Genomic DNA, 14,153 nt, shown 5'->3' with positions numbered 1-14,153 from the left:
GGTGCCTGGCGGTCCTCGCGCCGCGCATGGCGCGGTCCCTTCGCTCCGTTCGTCGACCTTTCGGACCGGGCATGACGGGACGTCCCTGTCCCGGCATGCCCTTGTGCCAGCATCCCTGCTGGCCCATCCGGGTCTTCCTCTCTACGCTCAGCGCTGCGGATTGCCTGTCACCAGGCCCCACCCGCCGGCTTACTACATTGTGCTGGCTGCGGTTAAGGGCGGTTCCGGGGTGACAGGAAACTCCTTGCCCGGTTTTATTGTGGAAAGAACCCTGCGTATTGATAAAAGTTCTTATCTGAAACGACTCAGAAGCCTGAGAGGTGGACAATCCCAGCGGATGACGGGCATTCCGCAGCGCTGCGGCGAAGACGGAGGGCCAGGCGAGGGCAGCAGGGATGCTGCACTCAGGGAGCGGCGGGCAGGACGCCCGCTCGCGACCGGGCCGTCCGGCCTGGCGTCGGAGCCAAAGGCACCACGCGAAGCGTGTAGCTGCGACGCCCGGCGAACGCTGGGATTATCCACCGGTCGTGCAGGTATTGCAGCCTGCACGACCGGCCTGCCAACAGGCAGGGTGTCGGATTGCCTGTCACCGGGCCCCACCCGCCTGCTCCTCTTGCATGGTGCTGGCTGCGGGTAACAACGGTTCCGGGGTTGCAGGAAACTCCTTGCCCGGTTTTATTGTGGAAAGAACCCTGCGTATTGATAAAAGTTCTTATCTGAAACGACTCAGAAGCCTGAGAGGTGGACAATCCCTGCGGATGACGGGCAATCCGCAGCGCTGCGGCGAAGACGGAGGGCCAGGCGAGGGCAGCAGGGATGCTGCTCTCAGGGAGCGGCGGGCAGGGACGCCCGCTCGCGACCGGGCCGTCCGGCCTGGAGCCGGAGCCAAAGGCACCACGCGGAGCGTGGCGTGAGGACGCCCGGCGAACGCTGGGATTGTCCACCGAAAAAGCCGATATTGCAGCTTCATGATGCCCGGCGAACGCTGGGATTGTCCACCGACACCGCAGCTATGGCAGCCCAAACAACTAACCGGCAAACGCTGGGATTGTCCAACGGAAAAACCGATATTGCAGCCGCATGGCAGGCCAACGCACAAGCCCTCAACGCGGCGTCGAAGACAAAGCCTGAATCGGTCAGGGGAAAGTCCGATCGCCCTCCTCTGCCCTGCCCGCTTTATCCCAATACTCAAAGCGATAGGCAGTCGTGATATCACGGCGAATCATTCCCGCCGGAAACAACTCCGTCTCGCGTGAATAGCTAAGCGTACAATTGCCGCGATCGTCCCAAAGCTGGCACTCATCAACTGTATGCAGCTGGCTCAAGGGCGATGTCGTCAGCGTACGTAGTATAAGCTCACGATCCTGGCTGTCATAACGCAGGAACATCCGGTTGCTACCCGAAAAGGAAGACGTCAGCTGATTCTTCTTATTCCACTGATAAATGCTCTCACCGTTCGCCAGACTGTCCGAACCGCGCGCAACGCTCTTAATCAACCGGAAACGTGCATCAAAACTGTTCGTTGTTGCGGTAAAACCTTTCACTCCCTGCAACAGGAAAGTATCGGTAGAACTGGTGATAGTGCCATTCCTGCCGGTCATATAGCTGATGATGCCCTCCTTGCGCGTCACCGGCTCAGCCTCGCCCGCCCTGATTACAAACACCGAAATGTCATACGCAGTTTGCCAGCCATCTTCAACGCGGGTGATGCTCTGCACCGCCTTCATCACCACATTGCCTTCATTTTTATCGACGCTAATATTCGCCTGGAGCAGCACGCCGCAGGCGTCAAACTTCGCCAGCATCCGCTTTTGCCGATCCACGTCCTTACCAAATTCACCGACGACCACCTGCTTTACCGGGCCGGTTGCGGTTCCACCCAGCACTAAAAGAGCATTGCTGTCGTTAATCTGCTGATAATGAGGCGGGCAGCCCGGCGTTGCCATTACAACACCCGTGTGCAGCAGGACAGCACAACAGGCACTTAGCAGAAGGGGTCTCATACAGGGTCTCGTCAGTAGGCAGGCATCCCTGCAAAGTATAATGGGATTATCCTGGGCGCAACTCTCGCCAGATAAAAAAAGCCCCACCAAAATGATGGGGCCTGGTACTTGCAAACATCACGTCGCTGAACTGGCGTGCTGCGCGGTAAAATCGTTTCAGGCGACGTTAATAGATGAACTGTGTAACATCGCGCCCTTCATGGCTTCAACCATATCACTGTCCACGCAGGTTCGGCTGAATTCGTCGGTCTCTGCCACCGAACTCATTGAAACACCCGCTTTGCGATAGCGCATTGGTGATGAAATTCGCTGGCTGGCCGAGCTGTGCAGCTCGCTGAGCCCGGCATCAATAAACTTTTGCAGGTTGCTGAGACGCACCCCTGCACCCGCCATGATGATTGGACCGCGAGTGGTGCGCGTTAGTTCCCTTAATAAGGGTAAACCACTTTCGGCGCTTTGCTGCTGCCCCGACGTCAGAATGCGCGCTACGCCAAGATCGGTCAGCTGTTGCAGCGCAGTCAGTGGGCTGTGGCAGAGATCGAACGCCCGATGGAAGGTCACCGCCATGCCATTACACAGCGCCATTACCTGCTTCATGCGCACAAGATCAATATGACCGTCCACATCCAGTACGCCGACCACCAGCCCTGGAAAACCCCGTTCCCGAATAAAATCGATATCAGATTTGATTTCCTCAAACTCGCCAGCGGAATAGCAGAAGTCTCCTCCACGTGGTCGGACTATCGGGTGGACCGGGATGGTCAGCCTCTCTCGAGCCTGCATCAGACTACCGGCAGAAGGCGTAAGCCCTCCCTCAGCCGGGGCAGAGCAAAGTTCGATACGATCGGCTCCGGCTTTTTCGGCCGCCAGTGCGCAATCGACTCCGTAGCAGCATACTTCCAGTTTACACATCCCATCCTCCTGTTAATGACCGCCGTCAGGTTGTGAAAATCACAGCTGATGTTTAATCTGCCTTAAGACATTAGTAATTATATTAACGGGAATCACTGACATGACATCCAGTTTTAATGAACGGATCGATCGCCGTCACAGCGATAGTGAAAAATGGCACAAATACGGGAACCAGGACATCCTCCCCCTGTGGGTAGCCGATACGGATTTCCGATCGCCAGAATGTGTGATTAACGCGTTAAAACAGCGTGTTGAACACGGCATCTTCGGGTATGGCATTACGCCGCCTGAACTGATTGATCTGGTTATTGCCCGTATGGCAGAACGCTACCAGTGGAAAATAGAGTCGGACTGGCTGGTTTTCCTGCCAGGAGTGGTCAGTGGCCTTAATCTTTCGGTCCGCGCCTTTACCGAGTCCCATCAGGGGACCATCGCGCCGACGCCTGTTTACCCACCTTTTCGCTCAGCGGCTAAACTGGCAGACCGTACGCAACTCAATGCGCAGCTGCGTCTGGAAAATCAGCGCTGGGTAATGGACTTGCTGGCGCTTGAAATGCAGATGACCGGCAACGAAAAATTGCTGATGCTCTGTAATCCTCAGAATCCGGGCGGCACCGTTTACCGACGTGAAGAGCTGGAGAGCCAGCTGCGCTTCGCTCAGCGCCACGATCTGATTGTCTGCTCGGATGAGATCCACTGCGATCTCATTCTGGAGCCGGGTCTGAAGCACATCCCTTTTGCCAGCCTCAGTGAAGACGCCGCGCAGCGCTCGGTTACGCTAATTTCTCCCTCGAAAACCTTCAATATTGCCGGTCTGGGCGCATCGCTGGCGATCATTCCTAATCCTGAACTGCGCAGGCGCTTTATGCAGCAGCGAAAAGGCGTCGTACCGCCCGTAGACATTCTTGCCTACGTAGCCGCCACCGCCGCCTGGCGCGATGGACAGCCCTGGCTTGATAAGCAGCTGGCCTATTTGCGTGGAACGCGCGATCTGCTAACGGCAGAGATTAACGCCATGTCGGGTCTGACGCTGTCTGCGCCGGAAGCCACCTATCTGGCGTGGATCGATGCCAGTCAGTTAAATGTGGCCAGCCCCGCGCTCTTCTTCGAGCGTCACGGGCTGGGATTCTCGCCGGGTCGCGATTTTGGTGATGATGCCTTTGTACGTTTCAACTTCGGCTGCCCGCGGGATATGATTAACGAAGCCCTGAAACGCATGAGAAACGCGGTCAGTCTAATGAATCGCTAGGGCTTACGCCCTTTCGCTTTCCACTATTTCCTTCAGGCTCCAGGGATGGAACTTGATGGTGATACTGCCATTCGACACGGCAAGCGTGGGATTGGGCAGCCGTTCACCTTCCCCCGCCGGTGCGCTGTTTTTTATCGTCACCCCAGGCTGCACCAGTCCGGTATCAGATAACAGCGCCAGCGCGCGGTTGCCCAGCTCGCTTTCTTTACCCCGCAATACGACCTCAATATGCTCCCAGCCTTCATGTCGGTAGAGCCGATTGCCCGGCCAGGGAAGCTCGACTAGTGTGATCGCCCGGGGGCCCACCATCAGCCCTTCCGTCAGTTCAAAAAGGGCAACGGGACGACCATTAATATTTTTTTCTGAAAATAGCGTGCCGTGCTGTAAAAAACCTTTTTTCCACCGTTCCGCCGTCGTAATCTGGTTACAGCGCACGGCAAGATGATCAATTTCAAGATCGACCAGTCTTAACCCCAGACTTGCTAAAAATTCATCCAGCGAAGTTAAAAAACGCGGCAGATCATTGATAAGGTCGGTTAACTCTTCTGCAATTGGGCCCGTCAACGGCTCCCCCTTCGATACTTAAGTTAAATTACTGATTATTTTCTGCACCCGCGTCCATATCGGGCCAGTAAAACCCTTTTTTTATCGAATTTCATCCTGAAAACATGATATATAAGCCATTCTTCACCCGATTATACCCAGCTTATGCTGGTTCAGTACCAGTTTTTGTTTTAGATAGTTACACTTAACTATATGTTTTCATTTAGTTAATTTACAAAAATGCGACTTTTCTTAATTCCTGTGCGGCATCTTCCAGGCTATTCTTATTTGAAACAGATTGATCGTGACTCTCACTCAAGGAATAACCCTATGCTTATGTTGCTACTTGTCATCGTGCTGGTTGCGATGATGGGATTTGCGCTGGTACGCCACTGGAAGGTACGGAATAATAAAAACACTATTTCCAGCCCTCACCGCACCCACCGTCGTCGTCCATAGCGATTTCCCGAGGGGAGACAGCCCATACTGTCCCCCTTCTCATCGCAGTGGCGGCTCCACTGCTCACACCGGCAAAAATGCCCAGGTTAGCCGTCATTTGCGACCAGCTTCATGGATAACTCCTTCCGAAATGCAGTATACTTCCCCCCTTATTTTTTTGCGCCCCGGCGCGCGGGTCATATCAGCATAATTAGGGTAATTCGGTGAATATTCAGACTCTTCTCTCAGAAAAAGTCAGTCAGGCGATGATCGCCGCAGGTGCTCCAGACGACTGCGAGCCACAGGTGCGTCAATCTGCCAGAGCACAGTTCGGTGCTTACCAGGCCAACGGCATCATGGCCGTGGCAAAAAAGATGGGCAAGGTGCCCCGACAGCTGGCAGAAGACGTCATTAAACATCTCGATCTGGCGGGCATCGCCAGCAAAGTTGAGATTGCCGGCCCTGGCTTTATTAACCTTTTTCTCGATTCTGACTGGCTGTCAACGCAGATCGATAGCGTCATTGCCGCTCCCCGCCTGGGCGTAACGCCGGTTGAGCCTCAGACCATCGTTATCGACTATTCCGCGCCTAACGTGGCAAAAGAGATGCATGTGGGTCACGTACGTTCCACCATTATTGGTGACGCGGCGGCGCGTACGCTCTCCTTCCTGGGGCATAAGGTTATTCGTGCTAATCACGTTGGTGACTGGGGAACGCAGTTTGGCATGCTGATCGCTTTCCTGGAAAAACAGCAGAATAAGCAGCACGGCGAAATGGCACTGGCCGACCTTGAAGGCTTCTACCGCGAGGCCAAACGCACGTATGATGAAGATCCCGCCTTCGCCGAACGTGCCCGTGGCTATGTGGTGAAGCTCCAGGGCGGTGACGAATACTGCCGCAGGATGTGGAAAAAGCTGGTCGACATCACCATGACGCAGAATCAGTCCATTTACGATCGGATGAACGTCACCCTGACGCGCAACGATGTGATGGGTGAGAGCCTTTATAACGATATGCTACCCGGCATCGTTGCCGATCTGAAAGCAAAAGGTCTGGCCGTTGAAAGTGAAGGCGCCACCGTGGTCTTCCTGGATGAGTATAAAAATAAAGATGGCGACCCGATGGGCGTTATTATCCAGAAAAAAGACGGGGGCTATCTTTACACCACCACCGACATTGCCTGCGCTAAATATCGCTACGAAACGCTGAAGGCCGACCGCATTATTTACTATATCGACTCCCGTCAGCACCAGCATCTGATGCAGGCATGGACCATTGTGCGTAAGGCGGGCTACGTGCCTGAGTCGGTGCCGCTGGAACATCATGCGTTCGGTATGATGCTGGGCAAAGACGGCAAGCCCTTCAAAACCCGTGCGGGCGGCACCATTAAGCTTTCCGACCTGCTGGACGAAGCCGTCGAGCGTGCCACCCGTCTGGTCAGTGAAAAGAATCCGGATATGCCTGCCGAACAGCTTCGCGCACTGGCGAACAGCGTCGGTATCGGAGCCATTAAGTATGCCGACTTATCGAAGAGCCGTACCACCGACTATATTTTTGACTGGGATAATATGCTCGCCTTTGAGGGCAATACCGCGCCCTATATGCAGTATGCCTACAGCCGGGTGCTGTCGGTATTCCGCAAGGCCGGTATCGGGGAAGGCGAGATAACCGGTCAGACGGTTATCCGTGAAGAGCGTGAGTCTGCCCTGGCCGTACGCCTGTTGCAGTTTGACGAAACCATCACCCAGGTGGCCCGAGACGGTACGCCGCATGTGATGTGCGCCTATCTGTATGATCTGGCCGGGCTGTTCTCAGGATTTTACGAGCACTGCCCGATTCTGACCGCTGATGATGAAGCGACGAAGCAGAGCCGCCTGAAGCTGGCGCTGCTGACGGCGAAAACGCTGAAGTTAGGTCTGGATACGCTGGGTATTGATACGGTAGAGAGAATGTAGCATTCCCGCAACGGTCAGGGTGCAGTACGCGCCCTGCCGTTTGCCTGTTGAAAGACGATTAAGTAGTCAGGTTACAGGCCCTCATGAGATCAGCCCCCTGATGACTTCATATATTTTGAAATTGGAAATTCCAGACTCCCCCTTCCATGTTCAATCTTCACTTCAGCTTCGGATGATTTTGTATACTTAACCCGTCCATACTGTTGACGACTGATATTTAATGCAGCCAATGCCCCCCTGAATTGATCGCCTGCATCAGGATGACGCGTCGTTTTTAACAGGCCCATATCATTGTCACCCTGAGCATCAAAACCTGTCGCGTATGCTTCAGGATCCGTCAGTTTCCCCAGAAGTCCCACGGTCGGGTTGTAATTTTCGACAAAACCGCTGTAGCAGGCGTATAAAGAAACGGCTTTAACCGTCGTGTGACTTTCCAACGCATCTATAGCCGCTTTATCAAGAAGTTCCACAGGGTTCTGAGAAAGAATAACAACACTTTGATGCCCTCTTTTGGGGCTGATTGCTCCATGATAGTCGATGATGACTTTATCAATATTTTTTAGCGTTTTTTTCCCTATACTGTTCCATGTATCAGTAAATTCTTTAACACCCGAGACATATGCCCCCTTTACATCGTGTCCCTTGTGCATCAAATAACTCATTTTTTTCTTCGAAAATTCCTGGGTTGCATAGGCTACTGAGCCAGGAAAAGAGGAGTAGGGATCGGGTTTAGCACTGATATAGAGAATATTATGCCTGGGCTTATTCTCTGCACGCGCTGTCGCCAGCTTCTCTTTGATATTAAATGGCAAATTAACTTTGGCTGGTGCATAAAGTGTTCTTAGCTCATCAGCGTTTTCTTTCTCCCAGGGGTCATCAGGACTTAACCCTGCTACATCCTTTAATCTGACTGGATTGTTCCTGACCATACAGAACAGGTTCTGCCCATCAATTGTTCCTGCCGGGTCAGCACTCAGCCATTTACCCACCCAACTCTGGTAATAACGGTAACCGTAATAATAGAGTCCCGTCGCATCCCGCTCTTTGCCCGAGTATCGCCGGGTTTTATAGCCGGCCTCCACCTGACTCCGTGCCGCCCACGCCGCTGTTCCACCAAAGGGGTAATACTCTTCAATGCTGATAAGCTTACCCTCGCTATCCACTTCCAGCCCGCTGCTGCCAATCAGATTGTCATAGCTGTAACGTAACTGATAGTTATCAATATCCGACGGTAAGCCAACGGCCCAGTACAGCACGCGCACCTGAGCACGTCCGGCGTCCCCCACCATCACCGTATGCAGGTCTTCTTTTAGCCTGTCCCCCTGATAAGTGGCGCGGAGTTCCAGTCCCGGCAAATACAGTGTGTGCTGCGTCTGGCTGCTGCTGCCATTCATCCTGGTGCTGATCTTGCTGGTACGCATCCCGTCACTAGCGTAACGGTATCGCTCATGATCGAAAGGGGTCTCCTCACGCGTTACCGCCGTGACCCGTTGCAACTCCCCACGCACATTCCAGTGCAGGTCTTGACCCAACAGCAGCTGTAACTGATGTCCGCCAGCGTCAAAAAAATCGTCAACCTGATTGATATCTCTGCTCAGGGAACTGAGCACCGCGCGATTACTCTGGGAAGATACCGTAATATCGGTGGTAAAACTGTTGCCTGTAGCGGGCGCGCTATGGCGGATTTGACAGAGATTATCACCCCGGTCATAGCGCCAGTAACGCGTGTATTGGGTATAAATATTGTCATCGGAGGGGAGCGGGATAAACGGAGCAGGCATCTGACGATACTGCTGGCTAATAGCGGCTATTTCACGTCCGGTCGCCTCGACCAACTGATACAAACTGTCATAAAGATAGTTATTTTGCGGCACGACCTTCTGATTGCGCCAGAACCGGGTCGCTTCTGCATCGTTGGCTACCTGTACCACGTTGCCCACCGGATCATAGGTATAGCGCAGGTCCTGTAGCAGGCTGGCACCGCTGGCATGCCCGACCGGACGTTCGGTTTTAATCCCGGTCAATCGCTGGCTTTCCCTCTCGTAAGTGTAGGTGGTCACCACACCATTGCCGTGGACTTCCCGCAATTTCTGGCCCGCAGCCGACCAGGTCAGGGAAGCCACGATAATCTGTTCACTTCCTCCCCGCAGCGTCAGCCAGCTTTCATGCAGCTGTCCGGCAATATCATACGCCATACGCTGCTGGTTACCGGTCGCATCTGTGGTCATCAATGTTGCCCCGGTGGTATCGACCCTACTCCGCGTAATGTAGACCTCCGGAACCAGCAGATCCTGCCAGGCCACCTCGTCCCTGTCCTGCCAGTCAGCATCGGCCCCCTCCCTTAATACCCGACGGCTCACCGAAAGCGGGATACCTGTCAGTGCGAGACTATCGATCTGACTGAGTCCCGCGGGGTCGTAGTGAGACACGCACTGACCCGTCAGATTCATCTCTTTCCCAGCTGATGCGTTGCTGGCCCAGATAAATCGCTCCGTGATACGGACGGCCTCTCCCGCAACCTTCTCACTAATGCTGAGAAGGCGACCGGGCAGATTGTCATCTTCATACTGGAAGGTTCGGGTGCTGCCAGTGGCCGAGATACTCAGAACCGGGCGACCCGCAATGTCGTTTAGACTGAGGGTGATACCCGCATCCACGCTGTCGATGCGCAGAGCATCACCCGTTAAGAGGGGCAGATAGCTGAAATTAGGCCTGACCCTGATGTCCCCCTGCTGCAGATCAAACAAACGTGGATCGATACTGTGCATGAGGTGTCCACGCGCATTGAAATGGTGTCGGGTGATACGCTCATCGGTCACTGTGAGTGAGTCCTGGTGACGGTGGTAGCGCAATGTACGTACCACCCGTCCCCGATTGTCCATTACTGTGACCTCCGGGGTATTGTGATATAAAGCATTGTCCGGGTACCGCATGGGCAGCCTCCAGGCTGAGTTAAGAATAATGAGATGAATAGAGGAATAGCTGAAGGTATTAAGGTATTAGGATAAGAGGATTAAACAGCGCGCTTATTTGGGTCTGTCATTGCAATAACAGTATAAAGAGATAATGAGAAGCCTGGGTGCCAAAAATTCGGCCTGGATGCCGACAGGTGAAGGTCAACATTGATAACGCAGGACCAAATCCGGCAGGAGAAAGGGACTGTTGCCAGGGAAGCTATCCGCAAGCGGGCGGGACGTAACTGCAAACCGTCACAATATTACTGTAGTGAGTATGGCTTGAAAATTACGATCCCTGTGCGTTAGCCAAGTATAAATGTGGTTTACCACGAGCCTGTAATTTAAATTGTGTATCTGCCTGTTATGGTCGCGTATTAAAACTTAACGGTAGTTCACCATCACTTCATTACTCAGTACCCGCAGGGGCTGATTCAACCTGCCCTTTCCCACTACGCCGTAAACAAAATGCAGGCTTTCTGACGCGCTGACGTTTGTCAGCCCCTTCGTGGTGCCGCTTGCGCCGTCAATAGCGACGCAGCGGCTCTCCGCACAAAGATGCACCCGCAGATCGCCCGGCGCCGGGCCGGTAAGCACATAGCGCCACTCGACCTCGGTCATCACGCCGCTAACCGGCTCCGGCGACGTTAATGCAGGCGAGGCCGCCTGCATACCGCGATTGATCATGCCGGGTCCGGCGCTGCTCGCCTGCCAGGCGCCCGCCGCCTGCGTGATGCACGGCAGCAGCAGCAGCCCCCACAATGCCTGTTTCATTACTACCCGCCAGGGGGCAGTGGCACGGCTCTTCGTCGGTTTCATCAGTGGCCTCCAATGGTTGAGGTCATGCGCATCTGGCGGTTTTCAGTTAGCTCCAGGTTAGAGATAACCATCAGCTGATGCAGATTACGGCGCAGGAAGCGGGCCAGCAGCGCCCGTAGCGGGTGGTTCACCAGCAGTACCGGCGGTGCGCCCAGTGACTCCTGATGCGCCAGCGCGCCCTGCGCCTGCGCCAGCAGTCGGTCCGCCAGACCAGGCTCCAGCCCGCCGCCGCCCTGTAGCGCCTGCAACAGCAGGCGTTCAAGCGTACTGTCCAGACCAATCACCTGAACTTCGCCGGTACCTGGGAACCACTGCTGGGTAATTGCCCTGCCCAGCGCCACGCGCACCACCGAGGTCAGCTCGTGCGGATCGGTCTGTATTGCCGCGTGTTCCGCCAGGGTTTCAATAATGGTGCGCATATCACGGATCGAGACGCGTTCGGACAGCAGATTTTGCAGTACCTTATGCAGGGTTGTCAGCGTGATAACGCCCGGGATCAGATCTTCGGTCAGCTTCGGCATCTCCTGAGTCACGCGATCCAGTAGCTGCTGCGCCTCCTGACGACCAAACAGCTCGCTGGCGTACTGTCCTATCAGGTGGTTAAGGTGCGTGGCAACCACGGTACTGGCCTCGACCACCGTATAGCCCTGGATCTGCGCCTGCTCTTTCAACGCACTGTCGATCCAAATCGCCGCCAGGCCAAAGGCCGGGTCAACGGTGGCTTCACCCGGCAGCGTTCCGGCTGCGGTGCCGGGGTTAATGGCCATCCAGCGTCCCGGGTAGGCATCGCCGCTGCCAATTTCCACGCCCTTCATCAGAATACGGTAGCGGGCCGGGGGCAGATCCATATTGTCGCGAATATGCACCACCGGCGGCAGGAAGCCCATCTCCTGAGCGAATTTCTTACGGATGCTGCGAATGCGGCCCAGCAGTTCGCCATCCTGTAGATGGTCAACCATCGGGATCAGCCGGTAGCCGACCTCCATTCCCAGCGAATCTTCAAGCTGCACGTCGGTCCATGAGGCCTCGACGTTGGCCGCCGTCTCAACGTTGGTTTTGCTTTGCAGCTGCGGCTCAGCTTTGGGTTGGGTCTCTTTGCCGCGTATGTACCAGGCCAGACCCAGCAGGCCGGCGGTAAACAGCAGAAAGACAAAGTTAGGCATACCGGGAACCAGGCCCAGCAGGCCCAGCACGCCCGCACTCAGCATCATTACCCGGGGGTTTTTAAACAGCTGGCTTACCATCTGCTCGCCAACGTCCTGATCGGTGCTAACGCGGGTCACGATCACACCCGCGGCGGTCGAAATCACCAGCGCCGGGATCTGCGCCACCAGGCCGTCACCAATGGTCAGCAGCGTATAGCTTTCCGCCGCGTGGCCGACGTCCATACCGTGCTGGATAACCCCCACCAGCAGGCCACCGACCACGTTAATCACCATGATCATAATACCGGCGATGGCATCGCCGCGCACAAACTTACTCGCCCCGTCCATCGAGCCGTAGAAGTCCGCTTCCTGGGTCACTTCAGCGCGGCGTTTTTTCGCCTCATCCTCACCCACCAGTCCGGCATTCAGGTCGGCATCGATCGCCATCTGTTTGCCCGGCATCCCGTCCAGCACAAAGCGCGCGCCAACCTCGGCAATGCGCCCTGCACCCTTGGTGATAACCATAAAGTTGATGATCACCAGAATAATAAACACCACGATGCCGATGGCAAAGTTACCGCCCACCAGAAAGTGACCGAAGGCTTCCACCACGTGCCCCGCCGCCCCGGCACCGGTGTGGCCCTCCATCAGGATAATACGGGTGGAGGCGACGTTCAGCGCCAGCCGCAGCAGCGTGGAGAAGAGCAAAATGGTGGGGAAAGCGGCGAATTCAAGCGTGCGCTGGGTGAACATTGCCACCAGCAGCACCATGATTGACAGCGCAATATTAAAGGTAAAGAGCAGATCGAGGATAAAGGGCGGCAGCGGCAGCACCATCATCGACAGGATCATCAGTATCAATACCGGCCCGGCCATCACCTGCCACTGGGTATCTTTAAAATTCGGTAACCGTAAAAGTGCGGCCAGATTCGCCATCAGTCGTTTTCTCTTGTGTCAAAGTCCAGCGCTTCCGGCACCGGTAGATTGTCAGGTTTTTTCGGAGCCAGGCCGCCTTCCAGCTTCCAGCGACGGAGCTGCCAGACCCAGGCCAGGACTTCTGCCACGGCGGCATATAACGTTCCCGGAATATGCTGGCCAATTTCACTGTGCCGGTATAGCGCACGCGCCAGCGGCGGCGCTTCCAGTACCGGAATGCGATGCTCTTTACCCAGCTCACGGATGCGCAGCGCAATATCGCCGGCCCCTTTAGCGACCACTTTCGGTGCGCTCATTTTGCGTTCGTCATACTGCAGGGCGACGGAGTAGTGCGTCGGGTTAGTCACGATAACGTCAGCCTTCGGCACGTCAGCCATCATCCTGCGCCGTGCGGCGGCCCGCATCTGCTGGCGGATACGCCCTTTAACGTGCGGATCCCCCTCCTGCTGTTTGTACTCGTCGCGAATATCCTGGCGGGTCATCCGCAGCCCTTTAAAATAGCTGTAGAGCTGCCAGAACACGTCAAATCCCACCATCGGTGACAGCCCCAGCACCACCAGCAGGCTGCACATCGCTATCATATTCAGCGCGCTGGCCAGCGCGGTAAAGGGTGCCTCGCTGATTAAGCGCAGCATGTCCGGCCAGTGAAGGCGCAGATACCCCCAGGTGACACAGCCTACCAGGATGGCTTTCAGCACGGCCTTCAGCAGTTCAGCCGCCGACTGCGCGGAGAATAATTTGGCCAGTCCCTTAATCGGGTTCATTTTGCCAAAGTCGACCTTGATCGCTTTGCCACTGATCACTACGCCGCCCAGCAGCATCGGCGCGGCGATGGCCACCAGTACCAGCCCGGCCATCATGGGCAGCAGGGCCATCACCGCCTGGGTGATCAAGTCGCCAATCTGGTGCAGCATCTGGCTGGTATCACTCACGACCGAGTGATTGAAGCTCAGCCCGTCCGTCAGTATCGCCCCCAGCTTGCGGCCCATGCTTTCGCCGCCAGTCCACAGGATACTTAAGCCTGCAACCAGCATCAGCACCGAGGTCAGCTCGCGCGAACGGGGGATTTGCCCCTCCTCTCGCGCTTTTTCTATTCGGTGGGGGGTAGCGGATTCGGTCTTCTCTTCATCGCTGTCCTGGGCCACGGCAGCTCACCTTTAGTACGGAATTTCAGGGGGTAGCATGCCAAACTGCCGCAG

At 55.5% G+C, this 14,153-nt stretch carries 12 protein-coding genes; 5 read left to right on the top strand and 7 right to left on the bottom strand.

Translation table 11 applies throughout. The annotated features are described in order from the left end of the window. Window positions 1-103: 103 nt before the first annotated feature. Window positions 104-637: a hypothetical protein gene (locus AC4PCC_RS09165; RefSeq protein ID WP_492127166.1), complete on the top strand. Its 534-nt coding sequence runs from the start codon at window positions 104-106 to the stop codon at window positions 635-637. Between the two features lie 179 nt (window positions 638-816). After that, the gene (locus AC4PCC_RS09160) at window positions 817-972 is read left to right on the top strand and encodes a hypothetical protein (protein ID WP_492127165.1); all 156 of its coding nucleotides are present in this window, start codon (window positions 817-819) and stop codon (window positions 970-972) included. A 164-nt stretch (window positions 973-1,136) separates the two neighbouring features. Here AC4PCC_RS09160 and AC4PCC_RS09155 read toward each other — a convergent pair whose 3' ends face one another. Continuing rightward, the gene (locus AC4PCC_RS09155; protein ID WP_492127164.1) at window positions 1,137-1,946 is read right to left on the bottom strand and encodes a hypothetical protein; all 810 of its coding nucleotides are present in this window, start codon (window positions 1,944-1,946) and stop codon (window positions 1,137-1,139) included. Window positions 1,947-2,159: 213 nt separating this feature from the next. Further along, window positions 2,160-2,915: a copper homeostasis protein CutC gene (cutC, locus tag AC4PCC_RS09150; RefSeq protein ID WP_492127163.1), complete on the bottom strand. Its 756-nt coding sequence runs from the start codon at window positions 2,913-2,915 to the stop codon at window positions 2,160-2,162. A gap of 100 nt (window positions 2,916-3,015) precedes the next feature. Between cutC and AC4PCC_RS09145 the strand changes: the two genes are divergently transcribed. Further along, window positions 3,016-4,164: a MalY/PatB family protein gene (locus AC4PCC_RS09145; RefSeq protein WP_492127162.1), complete on the top strand. Its 1,149-nt coding sequence runs from the start codon at window positions 3,016-3,018 to the stop codon at window positions 4,162-4,164. A gap of 3 nt (window positions 4,165-4,167) precedes the next feature. Here AC4PCC_RS09145 and AC4PCC_RS09140 read toward each other — a convergent pair whose 3' ends face one another. Further along, window positions 4,168-4,728 carry a VOC family protein gene (locus tag AC4PCC_RS09140; RefSeq protein ID WP_492127161.1) on the bottom strand — a complete coding sequence of 187 codons (561 nt, stop codon included), beginning with the start codon at window positions 4,726-4,728 and terminating at the stop codon, window positions 4,168-4,170. A gap of 309 nt (window positions 4,729-5,037) precedes the next feature. Here AC4PCC_RS09140 and AC4PCC_RS09135 point away from each other — a divergent pair, with 309 nt between their 5' ends. Next, window positions 5,038-5,166: a hypothetical protein gene (locus AC4PCC_RS09135; protein WP_492127160.1), complete on the top strand. Its 129-nt coding sequence runs from the start codon at window positions 5,038-5,040 to the stop codon at window positions 5,164-5,166. Window positions 5,167-5,369: 203 nt separating this feature from the next. Further along, a complete protein-coding gene (gene argS, locus AC4PCC_RS09130; protein WP_492127159.1) occupies window positions 5,370-7,100 on the top strand; it encodes an arginine--tRNA ligase in 1,731 nt (576 codons plus the stop codon). Window positions 7,101-7,189: 89 nt separating this feature from the next. Here the strand turns inward: argS and AC4PCC_RS09125 are convergent, their stop codons facing one another. The 4 genes from AC4PCC_RS09125 to flhB all read right to left on the bottom strand — a co-directional run bounded on the left by AC4PCC_RS09125 (window position 7,190) and on the right by flhB (window position 14,099). Further along, entirely contained in the window at window positions 7,190-10,033 is a 2,844-nt protein-coding gene (locus AC4PCC_RS09125; protein ID WP_492127158.1) for an RHS repeat domain-containing protein, read from the bottom strand. Window positions 10,034-10,438: 405 nt separating this feature from the next. Next, window positions 10,439-10,873: a flagellar protein FlhE gene (gene flhE / locus AC4PCC_RS09120; protein ID WP_492127157.1), complete on the bottom strand. Its 435-nt coding sequence runs from the start codon at window positions 10,871-10,873 to the stop codon at window positions 10,439-10,441. Beyond that, window positions 10,873-12,954: a flagellar biosynthesis protein FlhA gene (flhA, locus tag AC4PCC_RS09115; RefSeq protein WP_492127156.1), complete on the bottom strand. Its 2,082-nt coding sequence runs from the start codon at window positions 12,952-12,954 to the stop codon at window positions 10,873-10,875. The genes flhE and flhA overlap by 1 nt, the downstream gene beginning before the upstream one ends. Further along, entirely contained in the window at window positions 12,954-14,099 is a 1,146-nt protein-coding gene (flhB, locus tag AC4PCC_RS09110; RefSeq protein WP_492127155.1) for a flagellar biosynthesis protein FlhB, read from the bottom strand. Before flhB ends, flhA begins: the two co-directional genes overlap by 1 nt. Window positions 14,100-14,153: the final 54 nt, after the last annotated feature.

Source organism: Erwinia sp. L03-1, assembly GCF_058686115.1.
This window is presented reverse-complemented; position numbering and strand designations above follow the sequence as displayed.